Annotated in this window: 25 protein-coding genes and 1 pseudogene; 15 read left to right on the top strand and 11 right to left on the bottom strand. The window is 69.2% G+C overall.

Translation table 11 applies throughout. The annotated features are described in order from the left end of the window. Positions 1–3: 3 nt before the first annotated feature. On the bottom strand, positions 4–2,142 hold the full coding sequence (locus I8J34_RS18005) for a marine proteobacterial sortase target protein (protein ID WP_214363016.1): 2,139 nt from the start codon (positions 2,140–2,142) through the stop codon (positions 4–6). A gap of 152 nt (positions 2,143–2,294) precedes the next feature. Between I8J34_RS18005 and pdsR the strand changes: the two genes are divergently transcribed. Next, entirely contained in the window at positions 2,295–2,984 is a 690-nt protein-coding gene (pdsR, locus tag I8J34_RS18000) for a proteobacterial dedicated sortase system response regulator (protein ID WP_214363015.1), read from the top strand. Between the two features lie 15 nt (positions 2,985–2,999). On the opposite strand, the gene I8J34_RS24960 is transcribed toward pdsR, so the two are convergent. After that, complete coding sequence (locus I8J34_RS24960) at positions 3,000–4,118, bottom strand: hypothetical protein (protein WP_214363014.1); 1,119 nt, start codon at positions 4,116–4,118, stop codon at positions 3,000–3,002. 198 nt (positions 4,119–4,316) lie between these two features. On the opposite strand from I8J34_RS24960, the gene I8J34_RS17990 reads away from it, so the two are divergent. The 3 genes from I8J34_RS17990 (at position 4,317) to I8J34_RS17980 (ending at position 7,726) form a co-directional block, all read left to right on the top strand. Then, positions 4,317–5,999 (top strand): ATP-binding protein, encoded by a 1,683-nt coding sequence (locus I8J34_RS17990; protein WP_214363013.1) that lies wholly within the window; start codon positions 4,317–4,319, stop codon positions 5,997–5,999. Positions 6,000–6,147: 148 nt separating this feature from the next. Next, a complete protein-coding gene (locus tag I8J34_RS17985) occupies positions 6,148–6,936 on the top strand; it encodes a hypothetical protein (protein WP_214363012.1) in 789 nt (262 codons plus the stop codon). A 37-nt stretch (positions 6,937–6,973) separates the two neighbouring features. Next, a complete protein-coding gene (locus I8J34_RS17980) occupies positions 6,974–7,726 on the top strand; it encodes a class I SAM-dependent methyltransferase (RefSeq protein WP_214363011.1) in 753 nt (250 codons plus the stop codon). Positions 7,727–7,750: 24 nt separating this feature from the next. On the opposite strand, the gene I8J34_RS17975 is transcribed toward I8J34_RS17980, so the two are convergent. After that, entirely contained in the window at positions 7,751–8,065 is a 315-nt protein-coding gene (locus I8J34_RS17975; protein WP_214363010.1) for a hypothetical protein, read from the bottom strand. Positions 8,066–8,187: 122 nt separating this feature from the next. Continuing rightward, positions 8,188–8,760 (bottom strand): YiaD family glycine zipper/OmpA-like lipoprotein, encoded by a 573-nt coding sequence (locus tag I8J34_RS17970; RefSeq protein WP_214363009.1) that lies wholly within the window; start codon positions 8,758–8,760, stop codon positions 8,188–8,190. Between the two features lie 190 nt (positions 8,761–8,950). On the opposite strand from I8J34_RS17970, the gene I8J34_RS17965 reads away from it, so the two are divergent. Further along, the gene (locus I8J34_RS17965; RefSeq protein WP_214363008.1) at positions 8,951–9,346 is read left to right on the top strand and encodes a VOC family protein; all 396 of its coding nucleotides are present in this window, start codon (positions 8,951–8,953) and stop codon (positions 9,344–9,346) included. A gap of 1 nt (position 9,347) precedes the next feature. Here the strand turns inward: I8J34_RS17965 and pdxR are convergent, their stop codons facing one another. Beyond that, a complete protein-coding gene (pdxR, locus tag I8J34_RS17960) occupies positions 9,348–10,775 on the bottom strand; it encodes a MocR-like pyridoxine biosynthesis transcription factor PdxR (protein ID WP_214363007.1) in 1,428 nt (475 codons plus the stop codon). A gap of 90 nt (positions 10,776–10,865) precedes the next feature. On the opposite strand from pdxR, the gene I8J34_RS17955 reads away from it, so the two are divergent. Both I8J34_RS17955 and I8J34_RS17950 read left to right on the top strand, forming a co-directional pair. After that, complete coding sequence (locus I8J34_RS17955) at positions 10,866–11,336, top strand: OsmC family protein (protein ID WP_214363006.1); 471 nt, start codon at positions 10,866–10,868, stop codon at positions 11,334–11,336. Between the two features lie 13 nt (positions 11,337–11,349). Next, positions 11,350–11,982 carry a pyridoxamine 5'-phosphate oxidase family protein gene (locus I8J34_RS17950; protein ID WP_230411901.1) on the top strand — a complete coding sequence of 211 codons (633 nt, stop codon included), beginning with the start codon at positions 11,350–11,352 and terminating at the stop codon, positions 11,980–11,982. Positions 11,983–11,990: 8 nt separating this feature from the next. Here the strand turns inward: I8J34_RS17950 and I8J34_RS17945 are convergent, their stop codons facing one another. After that, entirely contained in the window at positions 11,991–12,842 is an 852-nt protein-coding gene (locus I8J34_RS17945) for a mechanosensitive ion channel family protein (protein ID WP_214363005.1), read from the bottom strand. 198 nt (positions 12,843–13,040) lie between these two features. Here I8J34_RS17945 and I8J34_RS17940 point away from each other — a divergent pair, with 198 nt between their 5' ends. From I8J34_RS17940 to msrB, 4 genes are all read left to right on the top strand, one after another. Then, complete coding sequence (locus I8J34_RS17940; protein ID WP_214363004.1) at positions 13,041–14,291, top strand: TIGR03862 family flavoprotein; 1,251 nt, start codon at positions 13,041–13,043, stop codon at positions 14,289–14,291. A gap of 69 nt (positions 14,292–14,360) precedes the next feature. Further along, positions 14,361–15,185, top strand: coding sequence for a PEP-CTERM sorting domain-containing protein (locus I8J34_RS17935; protein WP_214363003.1), 825 nt, complete (start codon positions 14,361–14,363; stop codon positions 15,183–15,185). 6 nt (positions 15,186–15,191) lie between these two features. Then, positions 15,192–15,899 (top strand): glutamine amidotransferase, encoded by a 708-nt coding sequence (locus tag I8J34_RS17930; RefSeq protein WP_214363002.1) that lies wholly within the window; start codon positions 15,192–15,194, stop codon positions 15,897–15,899. 56 nt (positions 15,900–15,955) lie between these two features. Then, positions 15,956–16,378, top strand: a complete 423-nt coding sequence (gene msrB / locus I8J34_RS17925) for a peptide-methionine (R)-S-oxide reductase MsrB (RefSeq protein WP_214363001.1) — start codon at positions 15,956–15,958, stop codon at positions 16,376–16,378. 583 nt (positions 16,379–16,961) lie between these two features. On the opposite strand, the gene I8J34_RS17920 is transcribed toward msrB, so the two are convergent. The 5 genes from I8J34_RS17920 to I8J34_RS17900 are packed head-to-tail and all read right to left on the bottom strand — an operon-like array spanning position 16,962 to position 20,385. Then, positions 16,962–17,144: a hypothetical protein gene (locus I8J34_RS17920; protein WP_214363000.1), complete on the bottom strand. Its 183-nt coding sequence runs from the start codon at positions 17,142–17,144 to the stop codon at positions 16,962–16,964. After that, positions 17,141–17,602, bottom strand: coding sequence for a c-type cytochrome (locus I8J34_RS17915; protein WP_214362999.1), 462 nt, complete (start codon positions 17,600–17,602; stop codon positions 17,141–17,143). Before I8J34_RS17915 ends, I8J34_RS17920 begins: the two co-directional genes overlap by 4 nt. A gap of 52 nt (positions 17,603–17,654) precedes the next feature. Further along, positions 17,655–18,779, bottom strand: coding sequence for a patatin-like phospholipase family protein (locus tag I8J34_RS17910; RefSeq protein WP_214362998.1), 1,125 nt, complete (start codon positions 18,777–18,779; stop codon positions 17,655–17,657). Continuing rightward, positions 18,776–19,549 carry a 3-hydroxybutyrate dehydrogenase gene (locus tag I8J34_RS17905; RefSeq protein ID WP_214362997.1) on the bottom strand — a complete coding sequence of 258 codons (774 nt, stop codon included), beginning with the start codon at positions 19,547–19,549 and terminating at the stop codon, positions 18,776–18,778. Before I8J34_RS17905 ends, I8J34_RS17910 begins: the two co-directional genes overlap by 4 nt. 32 nt (positions 19,550–19,581) lie before the next feature. After that, positions 19,582–20,385 carry an SIR2 family NAD-dependent protein deacylase gene (locus I8J34_RS17900; protein ID WP_230411900.1) on the bottom strand — a complete coding sequence of 268 codons (804 nt, stop codon included), beginning with the start codon at positions 20,383–20,385 and terminating at the stop codon, positions 19,582–19,584. Positions 20,386–20,485: 100 nt separating this feature from the next. On the opposite strand from I8J34_RS17900, the gene I8J34_RS17895 reads away from it, so the two are divergent. From I8J34_RS17895 to I8J34_RS17880, 4 genes and pseudogenes are all read left to right on the top strand, one after another. Then, a complete protein-coding gene (locus I8J34_RS17895) occupies positions 20,486–21,256 on the top strand; it encodes a TerC family protein (RefSeq protein WP_214362996.1) in 771 nt (256 codons plus the stop codon). Beyond that, on the top strand, positions 21,253–22,242 hold the full coding sequence (locus tag I8J34_RS17890) for a serine/threonine protein kinase (RefSeq protein ID WP_214362995.1): 990 nt from the start codon (positions 21,253–21,255) through the stop codon (positions 22,240–22,242). Before I8J34_RS17895 ends, I8J34_RS17890 begins: the two co-directional genes overlap by 4 nt. Before the next feature lie 95 nt (positions 22,243–22,337). Continuing rightward, entirely contained in the window at positions 22,338–22,988 is a 651-nt protein-coding gene (locus I8J34_RS17885) for a transposase (RefSeq protein ID WP_214362994.1), read from the top strand. Positions 22,989–23,342: 354 nt separating this feature from the next. Continuing rightward, a pseudogene (locus tag I8J34_RS17880) lies at positions 23,343–23,466 on the top strand (IS5/IS1182 family transposase); the annotation flags it as partial.

Below are 23,466 nucleotides of genomic sequence, written 5' to 3'. Positions count from 1 at the left end.
GGCTTACCCCTTCATCGTCAGTTGGCGTACGCGCGGCGTACGGGTGAGGAAAAATGCGGCCAGCGCGATCAGGCCCATCAACACATGCCAGCGCGTATCGGTGGCGCCCCGGGGCAATTCGCCATACACGCCGGACGGCGACCAGCCGGCCGGGAAGTGACTGGGCACGGCACCAGACTTGAGGCGCGCGTCGGCCGAGCGGGCGGGCGTGGTGTCGACCGCGACGAAGCTGGTGAATTGGCTCACCAGCTGGAATTCGAGCGCCAGCGCCAGCACTTTCTCGCGCACGGCGGCCTCGTCGGCGCCGTCGGCGAGGGTGTCCATCCAGTGGTCGATCTTCTGCCGCGCCCACAGCACGCCGATGCCCTCGCCCGGGTTGGCGTCATCGAGCGACAGCGAGCTGCTCCAGCGGATGGCGCCCGAATCGCCGCTCAGGCGCACCTCGCCGCCCACGGTGCGGTCGATCGCCGCGGCCACCACTACCGGCTCGCCCAGATACAGGTCGGGCAGCGGATCGGGCGAGGCGTCGGCACGCGCGCCGCTCGGCCAGGTAACGGTCAATCCTTTGATCACCGGCGACTCCAGCTTGGCGAACAGTTCGGCCATGCGCGCGCGCACCTCCTCGACCTTGCCGATGTAGGTGAAGCTGCCGCGCCCGGCCTGCGCCGCCTTGCGCATGAAGTGGCTGTTGGGCGCCGAACCGATGCCCACGGTAAACAACCGCGAGTCGCCCAGGCGTTGCTGGATCAGGCCGAACAGCTGGGCCTCGTTGCCGACCGCGCCGTCGGTGAGGAAGATCACCTGGCGCACCCGGTCGGGGTTGCGCCGGCCGTCGAGCGCCAAGTCCAGCGCGCCGGCCATTTCGGTGCCGCCATTCGCGCGCAGCGCCTGCACCCAGCGCACCGCCTGCGCGACGTGCTCGCCGCTGGCCGGCCGGGCCGTGTCGAACAGCGCCTTGGCGTTGGAATTGAATTCGATGACGTTGAAGCTGTCCTCGGCCCCCAGTCGGCCCAGCGCCATGGCCAGCGCCTCGCGCGCCTGGACGATCGAGGCGCCTTCCATCGAGCCCGAGGTATCGACGATGAACACCACCTCGCGCGGCAGGCGCTTGCCCACCGCGCTGGGCGCCGGCGGCACCAGCATCAGCAGGGCGTGGTCGCGGTCCTTGCCCGGCTCGACGAAGAGCGTGGCATGCGGCGCGGCGCCGGCGGCCAGCGTCCAGTTGAGGACGAAATCGCGATTGGCCGGCGTGCGCCCCTCGCTCAGGCGGATGCGTCGCACCGAGGGCTTGAGGGTATCGATGCGCACCCGGTGGAAGGGGCTGTCGACCGCAGCGATCGGCACGCCGGCATCCAGATAGACATTGAGGCTGACCGGATTGACGATCGGGCCGGCCTCGTCGGGCAGCAGCATCGGCGGTAGGATGGCGGCCGCATCGGGGACCATGTCGGTACCGAGAATGGCACCGCTCTCCTCGTCGCCCACCACCTGGCCGGGGATGTAGCGCGGCGCCACCACCATCGGGAAGCGCAGGCTGTAGCGCCCCACGCCGTCGGCGACCGCGTAGTCGAGGGTGTGCTGGTATTCGATCTCGACCCGGATCTCGTCCTTCGGCCCGATGTTGGCGACGCGGGTGGTGAACACATTGGGCCGCTCCTGCGACACCAGCGCGCTTGCCTTGCCTTCGGCCTTGGCCTTCTCATACGTGGCCTTGGCCTGCGCGCGCTCCTGGATCTGGCCCTCGATCACCCGGTCCGCCACCTGGATGCGCATGCGATCGACCGCCGCGTTCTCCGGCAGCGGGAACACATAGGTGCCCTCGCGCCAGTCGTCGGCCGGGTTGCGAAAGCGCTGCACCACCCGGGCGCGCACGATCGGGCCGCTAACCCGCAGCGTGACATCGGTGTGCAACAAGGGCGCAGCGGCCGGATCGCCGCCGTCGGCGCCACGAAACAGCAAGGTGCCCTGCTGCACGCCACCGTCGCCGGATTCGGCCGCCTGCGCCGGCGCTGCCAGCATCAACACCAGCGCGCCGAGCGCCAGGCTGACGCCGAGGCCGGTAACGAACATCAGCAACAGACGAGCGAGCAGTTCGGCGACTTCGCGGGCACGATCTCGAAAGCCAAGCGGTGCGGGGGTCATGGGGTTCTCCATTCGAATGGCGTTTTTGGACACCACCATTGAAACGGGGAAAACCGGCCGATTCGGGCACCGATTCGGGCAAAGCAGGGATCAAATGTGGCAAAAAAATGGCACGCGCCGACGCCGCCCGCGCGGTGCTAGAGTAGCGCCCCATGGGACGCCGAATTGCCATTGTCGAAGACGAAGCCGCCATCCGCGCCAACTACACCGACGCCTTCGCCCGCCAGGGCTACGAGGTGTCGGCCTATGCCGACCGGCCCAGCGCGCTGGCCGCCTTTCGCGAGCGCCTGCCGGAGCTGGCGATCATCGATATCGGCCTGGGCGACGAGCCCGAAGGCGGCTTCACCCTGTGTGCCGAGTTGCGCGCCCTGTCGCAGCGGCTGCCGATCATCTTCCTCACCGCGCGCGACAGCGACTTCGACGTGGTCTCGGGCCTGCGCCTCGGCGCCGACGACTACCTGACCAAGGACATCAGCCTGCCGCATCTACTGGCCCGCGTGGCGGCGCTGTTTCGCCGTGTCGACGTGCTGGCCGACGCCCCGGCGCAGAACGAACAGCTGGACCGCGGCGGGCTGCGGCTGGACATCAGCCGGCTCACGGCGCACTGGCACGGCCAGCCGGTGCCGCTGACGCTGACCGAGTTCTGGATGGTGCACACCCTGGCGCGCCACCCCGGCCATGTGAAGAGCCGCGATCAGCTGATGGCCGACGCCCACCTGGTGGTGGACGACGGCACCATCACCTCACACATCAAGCGCATCCGCAAGAAATTCGCCGCCGTGGATAACGGCTTCGACCGCATCGAGAGTGTCTACGGCGCCGGCTATCGCTGGCGCCCATAGCGCATCGCCGGGCCGTCAGCCGCCGCCCAGGTAGAACAAGGCCAGCGCCACCAGCACCGCCACCGCCAGCACGGCGATCAAGGTGCCGGTGCGGCTGGTGCGCGCGGGCGGTTCAGGCGGCGTCTGGGTGGCAAGCCGATCGTCGAGCGGCGCCAGGACGGCCGCCGGCGCCTGCGGAGCCGGGGGCTCCGACGGCGGCACTGGCTGCGGCTCGGGCGCCGGTTTCGGCGGCTCCGTGGCGGTCGGCGGTGGCACCGGCCGGGACACCGGCGGTGCGGTGAAATCGAAATCGACCGGCGTGGACGGCACGCGCCGCGGCGCTGGCGCCGGCGCGTCATGGGCTTCGCGCAGCGCCGACAGCTCGGGGTCGTCGGCCAGCGCCGCCTCATAGTCGCGCATCGCCTCCGGGTTGATGATGGTCTGCATCATCGCCGATCGCGCATGGCCCAGCGCTGGGTTGGCCGGGTCGGGGAGGGGCGGCAGATCATCGTCGTCCGAGCGCAGCATGTCGAGCGACGAGCTGCTGTGGAAAGTGTTCTCGAAGTTATAGGGCGCGGCGGGCGTAAACTGCGTCTCCATCAGACTCGCCTCGGTGGCCTCGTCATGCGCCGATGTCTCCACGGGCGCCGGGCGCGGCAGGGCCGGATCGGTCGCGACGTCCATGCCCATGTGCCGCAGCGTGGTCAGGTAGCTGCGCGCCTTTTCCTCGCTCAGGCCGCGTTTCATGGTGACGCGCTTGCCGGAAAACAGCATGGCCTGCTGGCGCGCATCGAAATGCAGGCGACTGGCCGACGCCCGCATGACGGCCTCGCGGGAGAAGCCCGGCAACACCTTGCCGGCAAAGACGATGCGATAGCCCGCCTCGGTGGCCGCGGGCTTGGGCGGCGCTACCGGCTCGGCCCCGCCGACCGCGCGGGCATGGGCTTGCAGGCCCATCGCTTCGAGCTCGGCGACATAGCGCCGGGCCTGGTCGGCGGACAAGCCTTTCTTGAGGGTGATCTCCCGGCCGGAAAACATCTGGGCCAGCTGGGCGGGCTTGAGGGCGAAACGCGCCGCGAAGCGCGCTTTGACCTGCTCGGGCGCGAAGCCGTCGCGCAGATCGCCGGAAAAAACAATCGAATAGAGGGCGGACATCCCGGAGAGCTCCTGAATTTCGGCACGTTGCAGCGCAATGCACTTTGTACCATGCGCGCCGGCGAAATCCTTCAGGAATTCATTACGTTTCGATACGTGGCTTGGCGCCGCGCGCCGATTTGGGCGGTGCTATAGTCAGCCGGGCGCCGCAGCACACCCCGGCGCCCCTTTGCCACCGCCCACCGACCGGATTCCCCCGTGACGCCTTTTCGCATCGGCCTGCGCAGCAAGCTCGCCCTGGTGGCCGTGGTCCTGCTCGCCCTGCCCTGGGTGGGCTACCAGTATGTGCAGGAGATGGAGCGCTTCCTGCTCGACGGCCAGCGCCAGGGCCTGATCGCCACCGCCCGCGCCGTGGCCACCGCCCTGCACGAGCGGCCACAGCTGTTCGGGCGGATGCCGGGCAGCAGTGCGGTCAGCCTGAGCGATTCGCTGGCGCCCGGCGAGGAGGTGCTCGAACTGGCCATTGCCAGCATGCCGCAACAGCCGGCCGACTCCCTACCCGCGCCGCCGCCGGCCCCCACGGTCGATGGTGCCGCCGAGGTCGGCGCCATCCTGCGCGGACTGGAGCGCAGCACCGCCCGCATCTGGGTGGTCGACCGCGATCTCGAAGTGATTGCCCACAGCGGCTCGCTGGTCCCGCCGAAGCATGATCGCAACGGCGCCGGCCCGCTCATGCGCCTGTGGCGCGCCCTGCTCGGCCAGGTCGGGCAGCCTCAGGAGGATGTGGTCGCCCAACTCACCGACGCGTCGCCCCCGAGCGGACAGGCGATCTCCGGCACGCTGTTCGGCGCCACCACCTCGTGGCTGCGCCCGGTCGGCAACAGCGAGGTGCTGGTGGTCGCCGCCGCCCACCCGGTGTGGGTGGCCGACAAGGTGCAAGGCGCGGTGGTGGTGGAAGAGAGCACGCTGGCGATCCAGTCAGTGCGCGATGCGGCGGTCGAACGGCTGGCCCTGCTGACCTTTGCCGGGCTGGCGATTGCCGCGCTGGTGGTGCTTGGCTTCGCCTCGCGCCTGTCCTGGCGCATCCGCCGCCTGCGCGACGAGGCCGAGAGCGCCATCGATGCGCGCGGCCGCATCACTGGGCTGACCGCCGCCTCCACCGCCGGCGACGAGGTCGGCGACCTGTCGCGCAGCTTCTCGACCCTGCTGGCGCGCCTGGCCCAGCATCACCACTACCTCGAATCGATGGCCAGCCGGCTGTCGCACGAGTTGCGCACGCCCGTCGCGGTGGTGCGCTCCTCGCTCGAAAACCTGCAGCTCGAAGCCCTCCCGCCGCCGGCCAACACCTATCTCGAACGGGCCGATGCCGGGCTGCGCCGCCTGACCCGCATCCTCGCCCGCATGAGCGAAGCCACGCGCATGGAGCAGGCGCTGGGCACCACCGATCCGGAGCATTTCGACCTGCGCGCCGTGGTTGCCGAATGCGTTCAGGGCTACCGCCTGGCGCACCCCGAGCAAGCCTTCGACACCGAGCTGCCCGACGGCCCGGTGTGGGTGCGCGGCGCCCCCGACCTGGCGGCCCAGATGCTCGACAAGCTGGTCGACAACGCCTGCGATTTCGCCGAGCGCGGCAGCGCCATCCGCATCCGCCTGACGGTGGCCGGGCAGCATGCCGAACTGAGTGTCGTCAACCGCGGCCCGACGCTGCCTGCCGCGCTCGAGGGCAAGCTCTTCGAGTCGCTGGTGAGCGGGCGCCGCAGCGAGCATCCGGACGAGCCCCACCTGGGCCTCGGGCTCTATGTCGCCCGGCTGATCGCCGGCTTTCACGGCGGCACGCTCGGCGCGCACAACCTGCCGGCCGGCGAGGGCGTATGTTTTGCCGCCACCCTGCCCCTGGGCCGCGCCGGTCACGACCCGGGCGAAATACGTCAGCAAATTTGACACCGCCTCCCCAGCCACTCATCCATGCATCAAAATTTCAATTAAAAACAAAGCATTGTTGCTATGGTGCGGGATTTGCTTAGGCACTCGCATGCGCGCCCTTTTCTGCCCGACAGCCCGGATCGGCCTTGGCCTCTGGTGCTTTTGCATGCTCGGCCCCGGCCATGCCCTGCCGCTGACCGGCTTCGAGTCGGCCGCGGTTCAGCCCGTCCCCGCGGCCACCCCCCAGCTGCGAGGCGACGCCTTCGTCACCGGGGATGCGCCCGAGCGCCTGCTCGACGCACCGGTCGAACTGGGTGCCGCCGGCGTCCCCCCCAGCGAGGCGCTAATCGACCCGGCCGACCGCCGCCGCGTCACGCCGCCCAAGGAGGAAATGCCCGCCCCCTTCCTCGACGGCATCGAGAATCTCGACGAGCTGGTATTCGACAACCCCGACCGCAAAGCCTGGTTTGCCGACGACGAAGACCTGATGCAACGCATGCGCGGCATGCGCGACCGCTTCAACGCGCTGCTCGACGGTGGCCTGAACGAAAAGATCAACGCGATCAGCCGCGAGCTGCTCGAATCGCTCGGTGTCGAAGACACCAGCACAGCGCGCCTGATCGCGGCGCGCGCCGATGCCCGCCTCGAGACGTCGGGCTGGACGGCCCAGGCGGCCGGCAACGGCCACGGCCCCAGCGATGCGGCCTGGGCCAGCGAGTCGGGCCGCAATCTGCTGGGCAAGTTCCTGTTCCTGTTGTGGGACACACTGACCCATCCGGTCCTGGTCACCCTCGTCCTGCTGTTCGTCGCCTTCCGCGTGATGCTCGCCCTGAGCCGCCTGTCGGCCCGGCGCCATGAGCGTCGGGCCCGGCGGTCCAGCCGCAAGACCCACGGCAAGCCCGAGCGCACCGCCGCCCCGGCGCCGCAGTGGACACGGCGCCACCGCGTTCGTTAGGCTGCACCCCCTCCCCACCCTTTGACGGCCAACCGGCATGCGCGATCTGGACACCTATCGGGCCAGCGAGGCCGAACGCCTGCGCACCGACGACCTGCTGTCGCTGATGCCCGCGGGCGGCGATACGGCCCTCGATGTCGGCGCCCGCGACGGTCACTTCTCGCGTCTCATGGCCGAGCGTTTCGGGCAGGTGACGGCGCTCGATCTGAGCCGCCCCGACATCGACCACCCCAAGGTCGTCTGCGTGGCCGGCAATGTCACCGCGCTGGACTACCCCGACCGGCATTTCGACCTGGTGTTCTGCGCCGAGGTGCTCGAGCACATTCCTTCACCGGGGCTGGAGCAGGCCTGCGCCGAACTGGCACGAGTGTGCCGCAAACACCTGCTGATCGGCGTTCCCTTCGACCAGGACATCCGCGTCGGGCGCACCACCTGCAGTCATTGTGGCGGCCGCAATCCGCCCTGGGGGCATGTCAATCGCTTCGACGAGGCGCGCCTGACCGGGCTCTTCCCCGATCTGCGCCTGGTGCAGCGCAGTCTGGTCGGTAGCAACCGGGAGCGCACCAACGCGCTCAGCGCCTGGTTGATGGACCGCGCCGGCAACCCCTACGGCACCTACAGCCAGGACGAACCCTGCCTGCACTGCGCGCGGCCCGTGGGGGCGCCGGCGGCGCGCTCCTTCGGCCAGAAACTGCTCACGCGCGCCGCCTTCATCGGCCAGCGCCTGCAACGCCCCTTTGTGCGCACCCGCGCCAACTGGATCCACCTGCGCTTCGAGCGCGGCGACTGAGCGGGCGCGGGCGCGCCCGCGCCCTCAACGCTCGAAGCGTTCCCGGCGATAGCGCTGCAGATGCCGGCGGCCGTTGACCGCCATCGCGCCCATCCACAAGCCGAGCACCGCCGCGCCCACCAAGGCGGCCGGCAGTGCGTTCGGTGCCAGCACCGCCACCGCCAGCACCAGGGCGGCGATCACCGCCAGGCCGATCAGCAAATTGCGGGTCATGCTGCGCAGGCAGCGCTCAACTTGCTCGGGGGTGTCCACCCCGGCCGCCTGCAAGGCCTCGCACACCGAGGCGTAATTGCGCGCCTGACGCTGGGCGCTGCGCCCAAACGGATCGTCGATCTTCATGCCACCTCAAGCTCCAAGGAAAACGGCGCTCAGGATACGCCACATCGCCGGCCCGACCGGAACGAAAACGGCGCGCGCGGTGTCCCGCGGCGCGCCGTGTCGAGGCCGGGACGGCCGTGCCGTCAGCGCACGTACATTTCCACCCGGCGGTTCTGCGCCCGCCCGTCGGCCGTGGCGTTGTCGGCGATCGGCATGTACTCGCCCTGCCCGGTCGGCGTCAGCCGCCCCGGTGCCACACCGCGGCCCTGCAGGTAGTTGGTGACGCTGGTGGCGCGGTCGAGCGACAAGCGCTGGTTGTAGTCGGCCGAGCCGGTGCTGTCGGTGTGCCCCACCACATTGACCATGGCGTTGGGATGCTCGTTGAGCGTACCGGCGATCTGGTCGAGTGTCTGGGCAAACGAGGGGTTGATGCGGGCGCTGTTGGTGTCGAACAGCACCGAGCCCGGAATGTTGAGCTTGACCGAGCCGTCCGGCTGTTCGGTGACCTTCACCTGGGAGCCGATCAGATAGCCGAAGGCACCCCCCAGCGCAGCGCCGACCACGGTGCTGCGACGGCCGCCGACCTGGTTGCCGACGACGCCGCCGAGCACGGCGCCCGAGACCGCGCCGATGGTCTTGTTCTGGGTTTCGGTGGTGGTGCAGCCGGGCAGGGCCAGCACCCCGGCCAAAGCTGCGATGATGAGCGTCGTGCGCATTGTTTTTCTCCTGTTCTGAGGGGTCTTGCCGGGCATGGCGGCACGGCGGGACGGCTCCATCTTGCCATGTCGCGCCGCTCGCTGCCTGGCTCGGTTACGAAGTGCAACAATCCGCGAAGGCCCGCCAGGCTTGCCCGCGCGGCCGCCGACGAGGCACTCTGTCGTGATTGCGCGACATGCGAGCCCAGCCATGCCCACGCTCGACACCCTCGATCTCAAAGCCTTCGTGCCCGCCCGCGACTTCGAGCGCTCGCGGCGCTTCTACGAGGCACTGGGCTTTACCTGTACCTGGGCCTCGCCCGACCTGGCCTGTTTCGAAGCGGGCCGCACCGCTTTCCTGCTGGAAAACGACTACCTGGCCATCGTCGCCGAGAATTTCAGCCTGCACCTGCTGGTGGCCGATGTCGACGCCTGGTGGCAGCGCGCCCACGACGCCCGGCTGGCCGACATCTACGGCGTCACTCTGACCCGCCCGCAAGACCGCCCCTGGGGCATGCGCGAGTTCCGCCTCACCGATCCGAGCGGTGTCACCTGGCGCATCGCCCAGCCTCTCGGCACACCCGGCCCGGCCCACGGCGCGGGCTGATTCAGCCCCGCATGGCGCGGCGCAGCCGGCGCACCGCATCGTCCATCTGCGCCTCGGGCACGGCGCCGTAGCCGAGCAGCAGGCCGTTGCACGGGGCCGGCCCCAAGGCGTAGCGGCTCAGCGCGCGCACCGTCACCCCCAGCGCGGCCGCCCGTTCGACCATGTCGACATCGCGCAAATCGTCGGGCAGGCGCAGCACCAGATGCAGGCCGGCAGCCCCGCCGCGGACCGCCAGCTCCGGCCCTGGCCAGCGCGCCAGTGCCTCGCGCAGGGCGCGTTGGCGGGCCTGATAGAGCCGCCGCATGCGGCGCAGGTGCGCCGTGTAGTGCCCGCGCTGGATGAAGTCCGCCAGCGCCGCCTGCTCGATGCCCTGCCCTGCCCGCGCCAGCGTGGCCGAGGCAGCCACGAAGGTCTCGGCCAGCGCCTCGGGCACCACCAGGTAGCCCAGGCGCAGGCCGGGGTAGAGGGTCTTGCTGAAGGTGCCGGTATACACCACCGGCGCCTCGGGCTGCAGGCCGAACAGGGCCGGCAGGGCCGGGCCGCCGCGGGCGAACTCGCTGTCGTAATCGTCCTCGATCAGCCAGCCGCCGCTCGCGCGCACGCCCTCGATCAGGGCCAGCCGGCGCGGCAGGCTGAGCACTTCGCCGGACGGATATTGGTGCGCCGGGCAGACCAGCACCAGGCGCGGCGGATGTGCCTGCCAATCGCCGGTGGCGGGCGCCATGCCCTCGCCATCCACCGGCACCGGGTGGAGCCTCAGACCGGCCATCGCCAGCGCCGTGCGCGCCGCCGGATAGCCAGGATCTTCGACCCACACGGTGTCGCCACTGTCGGCCAGCAGGCGCGCACACAGCTCGAGCGCGGCCTGCGTGCCGGCGGTGACCACAACCTGCTCGGGCCGCACCCGAAAGCCGCGCACCGCAGCCAGATAGCCGGCCAGCGCGGCGCGCAGCGCCGGCTCGCCACCCGGCACCGCATAGCCCAGATGCCGCGGCCGAGCGGTGCGCCAGGCCCGGTCGAGGCAGCCGCGCCAGGCGCGAAAGGGAAAGTTCGCCACGTCCGGCACGCCCGGCGCGAAGGCACCATGCTCGGGCGCGCCCGCGGGCAGCGGTGACGCCGCCAGCGCCGCGCGCCGGGCCAGCGCCGGCCAGCTCGCCGGCCGCTCGGCCACCGGAGCCACGGCCAGTGCCGCCACCCGCGTGCCCTGGCGATCGGCCAGCAGGCAGCCTTCGGCACCGAGTTGCTCGTAGGCGAACAACACGGTGTTGCGCGCGATGCCCAGTTCCGACGCCAGCTGGCGGCTGCCCGGCAGACGGGTACCGGCAGCCAGCCGGCCATCGACGATGGCCGCGCGCAGGCGCTGGTAGAGCAGGCGCTGGGTCGGCACGCCCTCGGGCAGAGGCGGTGCGAGCAGCCAGGTGAGATCCATCGTGGCCCCAAAAAGACATTGCGCAGTGGCACTGTGCATGGTGCCAGCGAATGACTAATCTGGCGACACCCCTGACCCAGGAGACCCGCCATGGCCAACTACTCCGCCACCATCGTGTGGCAACGCGGCGAACAGGCCTTCACCGACAACCGCTACAGCCGGCGCCACGAATGGCGCTTCGACGGCGGCGCGGTGGTGCCCGGCTCGTCCTCGCCGCATGTGGTGCCGCTGCCCTATTCCGATGCGGCCGCGGTGGACCCCGAGGAAGCCTTCGTGGCGGCGCTGTCGAGCTGCCACATGCTGTGGTTCCTGTCGCTCGCCGCGCGCGACGGCTGGTGCGTGGACCACTACGAGGACGCCGCCGAGGGTGTGATGAGCGCCGGGCCCGACGGCCGGCAGTGGATGCGCGCCGTCACGCTGCACCCGGCGGTGCGCTTCGCCGGCAAGACACCGAGCGCGGCCGAGCACGAGGCGCTGCATCACGCCGCCCACGCGGCCTGCTTCATCGCCAACTCGGTCAAATCCGAGCTCGATTGCCAACCCCGTTTGATCACCGACTGAACCGGAAGACATCATGAACGACATCGTCGCCCCCAGCCCTCGCACCCGCATGCGCCGCCATCCCGAGCGTGGCCACTACGATTTCGACACCCTCGCCGCGATCATCGACACGGCCTGGGTGTGCCATGTGTCCTTCACGCTCGACGGGGTGGTACACGCCATCCCCACCGCGCACTGGCGCATGGGCGAGTACCTGTACATTCATGGCGCGCGCGCCTCGCGCATGCTCAAGGCGCTCACCGAGCGCGAGGCCTGCGTCAGCATCGCGTTGGTCGACGGCCTGGTGCTGGCACGCTCGGCCTTCCACCACTCGATGAATTTCCGCTCGGTGGTGGCCTACGGCCGCTTCGAGACGGTGGACGATACGGCGCACTTCCTCGAATCGCTGGAAGCCTTCATCGACAAGGTGGCGCCGGGGCGCTGGGCGGCGCTGCGCCCGGTCAGCGACAAGGAATTGCGCGCCACCACGATGCTGCGTCTGCGCCTCGACGAGGCCTCGGCCAAGATCCGCAGCGGCGGTGTCAAGGACGCCCCGGAGGACCTGGACTGGCCGGTATGGGCCGGCGTGCTGCCGCTGGCGCTGGCCGCGGGCACGCCAGTCACCGAGGCCGACAGCCAGGTGGCGGACTATCCGCACCCGGCCTGAGGTTCGGCTCAGTCGCCCTTGGCCGGCGCCGGTGCCAGCGCGGGGATCACCTGGCGCACATGCAGATCGGTCTGCGGATAGGGGATCGAGATGCCGTTCTCGTCGAAGGCGATCTTGATCTTCTCGGTCAGCTCGCACATCGCCATGAAGTAGTCGGCCGTCTTGACCCACGGGCGAATGTGCAGGTTCACGCTGCTGTCGCCCAGGCTGGCCACCGCCACCACCGGCGCCGGATCGGCCAGCACGCGCTCGTCGGCCGCCAGCACCGCCTCGGCCACCGACTTGGCCTTGCGGATGTCGTCGTCGTAGCTGATGCCCACCAGCAGGTCGATGCGCCGGGTCTGGCGCGCCGAGTAGTTGGTGATCACCCCGGCATAGATGGCGCCGTTGGGCACCACGATCTCGCGGTTGTCGGGGGTGCGGAAGGTGGAGCTGAAGATGTTGATCTTCTCCACCACGCCGGTGGTGCCGCCGGCCTCGACGAAATCGCCAGTCTTGAACGGGCGGAACACAATCAGCATCACGCCGGCGGCGAAGTTCTTGAGCGAATCCTGCAGCGACAGGCCTATCGCCAGGCCGGCCGCACCGATCAGGGCCACCAGCGAGGTGGTGTCGACCCCCAGCCGGTTCAGCGCCGCGATGACGATCACCAGCAACAGCACGCCATGTACGATCGACAGCACGAAATGCGACAGCATCTCGTCCATCTCCGCGCGCGCCAGTACCCGCCGCCCCACCGCCACGACACCCTTCACCAGCCAGCGGCCGACGATGAAGATCAACAGGGCAAAGATCAGGTTGAGCCCCCAATCACGGGCGTAAGCGGCCATCGCCTCGGTATTCATCAGTGTTTCAAGCATGGCTTCTCCGTCGGTTATTCATCGGTTGGCAGGCGCCGCCCGACACCGCCGGTCGGGTCGCACCCAGGCCCCAAGCCTATGGTGCAGGGCAGCATCGCGCAAGCCGACAAGGCAAAAGGGTGTGACGTGGGCAGGCACCGGGCAGGTATCATCAGCGCTTCCCGATCCGCCGTCGTCACCATGCCTCATACCCGCCCCATGTCCGCAGCCCCTCCGCGTGTCGCCGTCATCGGCGGCGGGCCGGCCGGCCTGATGGCGGCCGACGTCCTGTCGCAGGCCGGCGTCGCGGTGGCGGTGTTCGAGCGCATGCCCACCGTCGGCCGCAAACTGCTGATGGCCGGCCGCGGCGGTCTCAACCTGACCCATGCCGAAGACCCGAGCACCTTTCTCGCCCGCTACGGCCGCCATCACGGCGCGCTCGCCCCCTTCATCGCGCGCTTCGACGCCACGGCCGTTCGCGCCTGGGCCGCCGGGCTGGGCATCGACACCTTCGTCGGCAGCTCCGGCAAGGTCTTTCCGGTCGGCATGAAGGCGGCCCCGCTCTTGCGCGCCTGGCTGGCGCGGCTGCAAGCGGCGGGCGTGCACCTCCACCCCCGCCATCGCTGGACCGGCTGGGATGCCGACGGCGCGCTGCGCTTCGACACCCCCGCCGGCCCGGTTGGCTACCGCGCCGACGCCACCGTGCTGGCCCTCGGCGGCGGCAGCTGGGCGCGCCTGGGCACCGATGGCAGCTGGGCGCCGGTACTTGCCGACGCCGGCCTCGATGTCGCCCCGCTGACGCCGAGCAACTGCGGCTACGAGATCGCCTGGAGCGCGCATTTTCGCGAACGCTTCGCCGGCGAGCCCCTGAAGGCCGTCCGCCTGAGCATCACCGACCCCGCCGGCCAGGTGCACACCCGCCAGGGCGAATGCCTGGTCACCGCCGCCGGCCTGCAAGGCCCGCTGATCTACGCCCTCGGCGCCGTGCTGCGCGAGGCGGTGGCCACCGGGCCGGCGACCATCGTGCTCGACCTCATGCCCGAGCGCAGCGAAGCCCAACTGGCCGCCGCGCTGGCCACCCCGCGCGGCGCCCGCTCGCTGAGCAACCACCTGCAACGGCGCATCGGCCTCAAGGGCATCAAGGCCGCGTTGCTGCGCGAAGCGCTGTCCGGTGCAGCGCTCGACGATACCGGCGCCATCGCCCGCACCCTCAAGGCGCTGCCGCTGCAGGTGCTGCGCGCGCGCCCCATCGACGAGGCGATCAGCACCGCCGGCGGCGTGCGCTTCGCCGGCCTCGACCACCGGCTGATGTCCACCGCCCGCCCCGGCCTGTTCTGCGCCGGCGAAATGCTCGACTGGGACGCCCCCACCGGCGGCTACCTGCTCACCGCCTGTCTGGCCACCGGCCGGGCCGCCGGAGCCGGCGCGCTGCACTGGCTGAGCACCCGGCAGGAAAGAAACATATGCTGACAAAATGACATAGGAATTCAACCTGGCATACCATACGCGGGCATTCCCTCTTTTCACAGGAGCCCTCGTATGCGCCCTTCCCGACTGATCCCGCTGGCCGTGCTGGCAACCCTCGCCACCCTCTCGCTGCCGACCCGCGCCGCCAGCGGCTGGTATCTCAATACCGCCGGCACCGGCTGGTCCGGCGCCAGCTTCGTCTCCTCGCTCAACGTGGCCGGCGCCGGCTTCGTCGAACAGGAACTGTCCTGGGCCGTGTTGGGCATCACCTTCCAGGAACATGGCGCCTACCAGGTTGTCGGCAACACCGGCAGCCATGAGTTGACCGTCAGCTACAACGTGACCGGCGCCGTCGGCCTGCTCGGCAGCGGCTTTACCGGCGGCACCCTCGACCTGTATGCCGACAGCGCCCTCGATTTCGGCGGCACCCAGGGCTTCTACGGCGCCGACAACGGCACCCGCATCGCCCGCTTCACGGTGGTCGGCGGCCAGATCGACCCGATCCAGCGTCAGGTCGGCGTCCAGGCGCAATTGGTGGCCGGCTCGCTGGCCAGCGGCTACTTCTTCGACCTCGAAGGAAACGACCTCTCCGGTCGCGACACGCTGACGCTGTCGCTGGGCATCAGCAGCACCATCGTCGACCCGGCCGGCACGAATATCGTGCCGGAGATCGTCTGCCAACAAGCCGGATTCACCGGTGCGGGTTGCAACGGGCAGGCCTATCAACCATCCTTTCTCGACCTGCGTTACGCTACGGTTCAGGATGTCGGCGTCGCCACCCTCGACTACCCGACCCTGAACCAACCGGTCACCGCCGTGCCTGAACCGGCCAGCGCCCTGATGCTGCTCACCGGCCTGCTCGGCCTGGCCGCCCGGCAACGTTTCAGACAAGGATGATTCGCCATGCCCCGCGCCCTCGTTCTGCGTCATGTCGCCTTTGAAGACCTGGGGCTGTTCGACGGGCCGCTGCGCCAGCGGGGCTATTCCATCGAGATTGTCGACGCTGGCGTCGACGCCCATCCGCGCCGGCTGCGCAGCGCCGATCTGCTGGTCGTCTGCGGCGGGCCGATCGGCGTCTACGAAACCGACCGCTACCCCTATCTGCGCGAGGAGATCGACGCCATCGCCGACCGCCTCGCCGCCGGCGCCCCGACGCTCGGCCTGTGTCTCGGCGCCCAATTGATGGCCGCGGCCCTCGGCGCCCGGGTCTATCCGCGTGGCCACAAGGAACTGGGCTGGGCCCCGCTGCAACTGACCGAAGCCGGCTGCGCCTCGCCGCTGGCCGCCGTCGGCGATCTGCCCGTGCTGCACTGGCACGGCGACACCTTCGACATCCCCAAGGGCGCCACCTGGCTGGCCGCCTCGGCTGACACCCCGCACCAGGCCTTCTCGGTCGGCCGCCATGGGCTGGCCCTGCAGTTCCACCTCGAAATGGACCCCGCCCGCGTCGAGCAATGGCTCATCGGCCACACCGGCGAGCTGGCCGCCGCCGGCATCAACCTGCCCGCCCTGCGCGCCGCCACCGCCCTGCACGGCCCGCAACTGGCGCCGATCGCCCGCTCGGTGCTGACCAGCTGGCTCGACACCATGACCGCCCGCCGGCCTGGTTGAGGCAACCAGCCGCGCCGAGCGTGGTCCACTGGCCAGAACTGCCCCAAGGAGAGATCATGAGTCGCAAAGCCCCCCAAGACTGGGCCGCCGACCTGCCCGAAGCCGCCTGCCACGTGCTGTTCGACGAAGGCACCGAGCGCGCCGGCAGCAGTCCGCTGAACGACGAAAAACGCCCCGGCACCTTCATCTGCGCCGCCTGCCACACCCCGCTGTTCAAGCATGACACCAAGTTCGACAGCGGCACCGGCTGGCCCAGCTTCTGGCGCCCGCTGCCCGGCGCGGTCGAGACCAAGACCGACTTCAAACTGATCGTGCCGCGCACCGAATACCACTGCGCCCATTGCGGCGGCCATCAGGGGCATGTCTTCGGCGACGGCCCGGCACCGACCGGGCAGCGCTACTGCAATAACGGGGTGGCGCTCAGGTTCATCCCCGAGGGGGAAAGCTTGCCGGCGATTCGGGAAGTGCCGGAGGCATAGGGTTTCTGGCCCCGCCCGAGTGGCCTTTGGCCCGCACTCCAGTGCAGCCTGCGCATCGCAGGTTCGTTGGCCGGGTCTCGCCCCGGCGGGCGAATTACTTCTTTGTCGCGACAAAGAAGTAATCAAGAAAACGCCCCCGACTGTGCCGCCGGCTTCGCCGGTACCCTCTCTACGCCCGGCGCCGGCGGGTCGTGTCGCGAACTCGCCCTGCGGGCTCAAACAGCGACACGACAATTCCCGCCGTCCCCGGGCTCCGTTCGGCGGCACAGAAGGGGAAGGGGGCGTGGGCTCGGCTTCGCCATCGCCCGCGCGAAAACCGAAAACCTTACCGATGGGCACCCGCCTCCCCCTCTGTCGTGCCGAGCGCAGCAAGTGCGGGGCGGGAAAAGCGGCTTCGCTGTCTGAGCCCGCAGGGCGAGTTTGCGAAGTCGCCCGCCCCGCGCTTGCGGAGGGAGGGAAGCCCGAAGGGCCACGGCAGCGGGGCGCGTTTTCTTGGTTACTTCTTTGTCGCGCGACAAAGAAGTAACTCGCCCGCCGGGGCGAAACCCGGCCAACGAACCTCCCCCGAAGGCACCACCCCCCGCTATGGCGCCAGCACCGTCAGCAGAAACAGCATCACGACAACCGTCGCCAGCACGGCCCACTCGCCGACACGACGCGCATCGGCCGCTTCCAGATCGAACAGCCGACCAGCCGCCCGGCTGGCCAACCAAAGCACAGCCTCGCCAACCGCCTCGAAAAGCGTGCCGAGAACAGCGTCGATCACGGCAAGGGCGGCGGCGCATCATGCAGCGTGCGCAGGTAGGCGATCACGTTGGCCCGGGTCTGGTCGTCTTCGATACCGACGAAATTCATCGCCCGCTCCGGCACCGCGGCGTCGGTGTCCTTGAGGTAGTAGCTGAGCGTGGCGTAGGTCCATGGCCGCTTGACCGCCTGCATCGCCGGTGAATAGCGGAAACCCTCGCGTGCGGCGGGCATGCGGCCCATGACGTTCCACAGGTGCGGGCCCTTGAAGTCGCCGCCTTCCTTGAAACCGTCGTGGCATTGCGAGCACTTGCGCTCGAAGAAGGCTGCGCCGGCGTCCAGGTCGGCGTTGCGGATCATCTGGGCGAAGGCCGGGTCGAGCGGCGGGTCGTAGTCCTTGAGCGGGACAGGGTCGGCCAAGGCATTGCCGGCCAGCAGGCCCAGCATGAGGCTGGGCAGGATGATGGTGGATGTCCGCATGGTGGTGTCCTCCTCTCGATCCGTTCAGGATAGCGTGTGACGCAGCCGGCGCTCACACGCGGTCGCTGGCGTACACCCGGATGCCTTCATGGTCGTCCGGCCGTTCGAGCACGCCGGGGGTCGCCAGCACCCGGTCGACATCATGCCCCCCGCTGTGCCAGTGCTCTTCCATCATGCGGCGGCTGAAGTTGTAGTCCTTGCTTTCGTGCTCGTAGGGTCGGCTCTGGTAGATCAGGTGCACGATGGTGGCGACACCGCCAGCACAGTCCTTTTCGAGTTCGGCCAGCAGGGTGCCGGCCTCGGCATGCCCGGGCAGGGCGGCGAGCAGTTCGCGCACGCGGCGCTTGAGCGCCATCTCGCGCACCATGTGGGTGGTGTTGAGGCGGGTGCGGCTGGAGTACTGGATCTCCTTGATGCGTTCGGCCACGTCGCGGATGTTGCGCGGCAGATCGCCGCGCGCCGGCCACAGGTCGACCTGGAAGATCAGGGTGTCGGGGCGCGGGGTGTGGTGCAGCACGAAGTCGAGCGGGGTGTTGGAGGCCAGCCCGCCGTCCCAGTAGAAGCGCCCTTCGACCTCCACCGGCGGAAAGCCCGGCGGCAGCGCGCCGGAGGCCATGATGTGCTCGGGGCCGATGCGCCGCTCGCGGTTGTCGAAGTATTCGTAGTTGCCGGTGTGGATGTCCACCGCCCCCACCGACAGGCGCACCGGGCCGTCGTTGAGGCGGTCGAAGTCGACGAATTCGAGCAGCGTGTCGCGCAGCGGGGCGATGTCGTAGTAGCTCAAGGCCTCGGGCCGGTCGTCCGGCCACAGCCAGGGCGGCGGCAGGCGCGGGGCGAAGAAGCCGGGCTGGCCGAAGCTGAGGTTGCGCCCGGCCCACAGCAGGTTGTTGAACACCGGCGGCAGCGGCGGCTCGGGCAGGGCGAAGTTGCCCGGCCCGAAGCGCGTCACCCGCCGCCAGAAGCCTTCGAGCGCGGCGATGCGGGCCTCGGGCGCATTGCCGGCGATAAGCGCGGCGTTGATGGCACCGATCGACACCCCGGCCACCCAGTCGGGCGCGATGCCGCGTGAGGCCAGCGCCTGGTAGGCGCCGGCCTGATAGGCGCCGAGCGCGCCGCCGCCCTGCAGCGCCAGCGCCACCTGCTCGAAGCCATGCGCCGGTGCGGCCAAGGTACTCATTCCATGTGCCAGCCGTGGCTGGCGATGAGCGACTGCCCGGTGAGCGCGTTGGTGGGGAAGGCGGCGAACATCAGCGCCACTTCGGCCACGTCCTCGAGGGTGGTGAATTCCTTGGTGACGGTGCCGCCGAGCATGATGTTGTCCACCACCTCCTTCTCGGAGATGCCCAGCGCCTGCGCCTGCTCGGGGATCTGCTTGTCGACCAGCGGGGTGCGCACGAAGCCGGGGCAGATGACGTTGGCGCGCACGCCCTTGGGCCCGCCTTCCTTGGCGATCACGCGCGCCAGGCCCATCAGGCCGTGCTTGGCGGTGACATAGGCCGACTTGAGCGGCGAGGCGAGCTTGGAATGCACCGAGCCCATCAGCAGCACGCTGCCGCTGCCCTGAGCGTACATGTGCGGCAAGACCGCCTTGGTGGTGAGGAAGGCGCCGTCGAGATGGATGGCGAGCATCTTCTTCCAGGCGGCGAAGGGGAATTCCTCGATCGGGTGCACGATCTGCACCCCGGCGTTGGACACCAGCACGTCGACCGTGCCCCAGCGGTCCACCACTGCCTGCACGCCGGCATTGACGGCGGCTTCGTCGGTCACATCCATGGCCACTGCCATGGCGCGATCCTCGCCCAGTTCGGCCACCGCCTGGCGGGCGGCGTCCATGTTGATGTCGGCGATCGCCACGCGGCTGCCGGCGGCGACGAAGCGCTTGGCGATGGCCAGGCCGATGCCGCCGGCGGCGCCGGTGATGAGGCTGACTTTGTCGTTCAGTTGCATGGTGTCTCCTGTGGTTTCGGTCAGGGACGGCCTCAGGCCGTCGCGTTCATGTCGCCGGCAAAGGCAGCCTGCAACAGCGCCGGCAGTGTGATGCCGGCGGCACCGGGCAGGTTCCAGTGGGCGATGCCGTCCAGGCTGGTGGCCTGCGGGTTGATCTGCACCAGGGTAGCGCCGGAATTGACGGCAATCTGCGGCAGCTCGGCGGCCGGATAGACCAGCGCCGAGGTGCCGACGGCGAGCATCAGATCGCAACCGGCCGCGGCGGCCAGCGCCGACTGCCACTCGTCGGCCGGCAGGCTCTCGCCGAACCACACCACGCCGGGGCGGATCGGGCCGGCACAACGTGGGCAGTCGGGCGGGGCGACACGGCGCCCGCCTTCGGGCTCGTCCGGAATCCCGGCCGGATAGCGCCAGGCCGTGCCGCAGCGAAAGCAGCGCGGCTTCATCAGCCGGCCATGCAGGTGGATGACCGGGGCGCTGCCGGCGCGTTCATGCAAGTCGTCCACATTCTGGGTGATCACGGTCAGCGCCGGCACCTGCCCGGCCAGCGCGGCGATCGCCGTGTGCGCCGGATTGGGGGCGGCCCGCAGCACCGCGGCGCGGCGCCACTCGTACCAGCCCCACACCAGCGCGGGGTCGGCGCGAAAGGCCTCGGGCGTGGCCAGCGCGGTGGCGTCGTAGCGCGCCCACAGGCCGGTCTGCGCATCTCGGAAGGTCGGCACGCCGCTTTCGGCCGAGACCCCGGCGCCGGTCAGCACCACCACATGGCGCGCCTCGCGCAGGGTAGCGAGCATCTGGCCGCTGAACAGCGTGTCGGCGTCGTTCATCGTATTCATGGGCCGCAGTGTAGCGCGGCCGGCGTCATGGCGAAGTGACGGCTTGGTATGATGGCGCGTCGTCCGCGGCCGCCGCCGCAATGCCATCATCGAGGACCCCATGCTTGAATTCCTGACCGATCCGCAACTGATCGTCGCCTTCTTCACCCTCACCGCGCTGGAACTGGTGCTGGGCATCGACAACATCATCTTCATCTCGATCCTGGTCGACAAGCTGCCGCCCGAGCGGCGCGATTTCGCCCGCCGCCTCGGCCTTTTCCTCGCCATGTTCATGCGCATCGCGCTGCTCGCCGCGCTATCGTGGCTGGCCGGCATGACCGAGCCGCTGTTCACCGTGCCGGTGATCGACCACGGCCTGTCGGGGCGCGACCTGATCCTCGTCGCCGGCGGCCTGTTCCTGGTGTGGAAGAGCACCGGCGAGGTGCACCAACTGCTGGAGGGCGAGGAAGGCAGCGCCTCCAAGGCCGTGGCCAACACCTTTGCCGCGGTGATCGCGCAGATCATCGTCATCGACCTGGTGTTCTCGCTCGACTCCATCATCACCGCCATCGGCATGGTCAATCACCTCGGCGTGATGGTCGCAGCGGTGGTCGCCTCGGTGGGGCTGATGATGTTCTTCGCCAAGCCGATCGGCGAGTTCGTCTCCGAGCACCCCACCATCAAGATGCTGGCGCTGTCCTTCCTGCTGGTGGTCGGCGTGGTGCTGATCGCCGACGGCTTCGGCAACCATGTGCCCAAGGGCTACATCTACTTCGCCATGGCCTTCTCGGTAACGGTCGAGATGCTCAACCTGCGCATGCGCAAAAAGGCCGCGAAACCGGTCGACCTGCATGAGGCCTACACGCCCGAAACGGCCAAAGAGCGCCCATGAGCGAGCTCGAAGCGCCCTTCGCCACGCTCACGCCGGAGCACCTGCTCGATGCCCTGGAGGCCATCGGGCTGGACTGCGACGGCAGCGTGCTGGCGCTCAACAGCTACGAGAACCGTGTCTTCCAGGTCGGCATCCATGACGGGCCGCCGGTGGTGGCCAAGTTCTACCGCCCGGGCCGCTGGAGCGATGCGGCCATCGACGAGGAGCACGCCTTCCTCGCCGAGCTGGCCGAGCGCGAGATCCCGGTGGTCGCGCCACTCGCCCTCGACGGCCGCACGCTGAACAGTGCCGGCGGCTTTCGCATCGCGGTGTTCCCGCGTCGCGGCGGCCGCGCGCCGGAGCTCGAAGACGACGAGGTGCTGCGCTGGATGGGCCGCTTCATGGCGCGCATCCATGCCGTCGGCGCGCTGCGGCCCTTCAAGCATCGCCCGGCCATCAATGCCCAGACCTACGGCATCGACGCCCGCGACGCCGTGCTGGCCACGCCCTATCTGCCGAGGGAGCTCGAAACCAGCTGGCGCAGCGTGGTCGACCAGGCCCTCGACGGCGTGGCACGCTGCTTCGACCGCGCCGGCCCGGTGGCGCAGATCCGCCTGCATGGCGACTGCCATGCCGGCAACGTGCTGTGGACACCCGACGGGCCGCACTTCGTCGACTTCGACGACGCGCGCAGCGGCCCGGCCATCCAGGACCTGTGGATGCTCCTGAGCGGCGAGCCGGAGCAGCAGCGCCGCCAGTTCGCGGTGGTGCTCGAAGGCTACCGCCAGTTCCACGACTTCAACCCCGCCGAACGCCATCTGGCCGAAGCCCTGCGCACCCTGCGCCTCATCCACTACGCCGCCTGGATCGCCCAGCGCTGGCACGACCCCGCCTTCCCCCACGCCTTCAGCTGGTTCGACAGCCCCCGCTACTGGCAAGACCACATCCTCAACCTGCGCGAACAGATCGCGTTGATGGACGAGCCGCCGCTGATTCAGGCGAGGTAGCGCTGGCCGAGTCAGACATGCTGGGTTTCAAGACTTGATCCCGGATGACTGTTGGCTGGGGCGCCACCCGAAGGGGGTGCAGACATCCCTTGTGGGTGGCGCTTGCCGCCGATGCCGGATACCACTCGGAAGCGAACCTCAAGCAACTGGCCGAGCGTGGCATCGCCGCCTGGATCTGCGACAACCACTATCGCAGTCGCGACCCGCGCTACGCGAGGCAGGCCAAGCACAAGACCACGCCGGACACGCTGTGGGACAAGTCGGCCAAAGAGAACAAGACGCGCTGCTTCCGGCCGCAGGACTTCCAGCTTGCAGAAGATCACAGCCACTGCCTGTGCCCGGCGGGTAAGCGGCTGTATGCCAACGGCTCGAACTGCACCATCGGCGGACGCCACGCGATCAAGTTCTGCGGAGCCGAACGCGACTGCCTGCCGTGTGAGCGACGAAGCCAGTGCCTGAGGAAACCCGACACCACCAAGACCCGGCAGGTGGCTTTCTTCATGGGCAAGCGGGACGGCACCCAAAGCCACACCGAGCGCATGAAGGCGAGGATCGATTCGGACACCGGCAAACGCATGATCGCGGCGCGCTTCGCGACGGTCGAGCCGGTGTTCGGCAATCTGAGGCACAACAAGCGCCTGACCCGCTTCACGCTGCGCGGCAGACAGAAGGTCGATGCTCAGTGGAAGCTGTGGTGCATGATGCACAACATCGAGAAGCTGGCGCATCACGGGTATGCGGGATAGATTACGGGGGTGGCACACCCCTCGGCACTTGGCACCCTGAGCGGATCGATGAATCAAGGCAGGAAGATGCCGAAGCGAATGGACTGAACGGATGACGAATTCCCCCGCACCGGCGAACGCCGGGAAGATCGACTCGGCCTGGAAACGGGTTTTTCTACAGCGTCGTTAGACCGCATTTGGTGATCCGCCTATGGAATATCAGCACCTCATAGAAGATTTCGCTCGCCGAACCCGCGATAACCTACGGCACATCAATGCGCTAAGGAAACGCTGATTATTTCGTTTGCATATCGCCCCACGGGCGGCTCTGTTTGAGACAATACGCATAGTTCCTTCACGACGGTGACGATCCCGATGCAATCGAGCTTCTCCGACCTTGAGTACGCGGCCAAGAAGAAGATGACGCGCCGCGACCGGTTCCTTGCCCAGATCGAAGCGGTGACACCGTGGGCGGCGCTCGAAGCGCTGATCGAGCCGC

Origin of the sequence: Denitromonas iodatirespirans, from assembly GCF_018524365.1 — a bacterium.
Classification (GTDB): Bacteria; Pseudomonadota; Gammaproteobacteria; order Burkholderiales; family Rhodocyclaceae; genus Nitrogeniibacter; species Nitrogeniibacter iodatirespirans.
The sequence above is the reverse complement of the archived record's forward strand: the minus strand, read 5'-3'. Positions and strand labels throughout refer to the sequence as shown.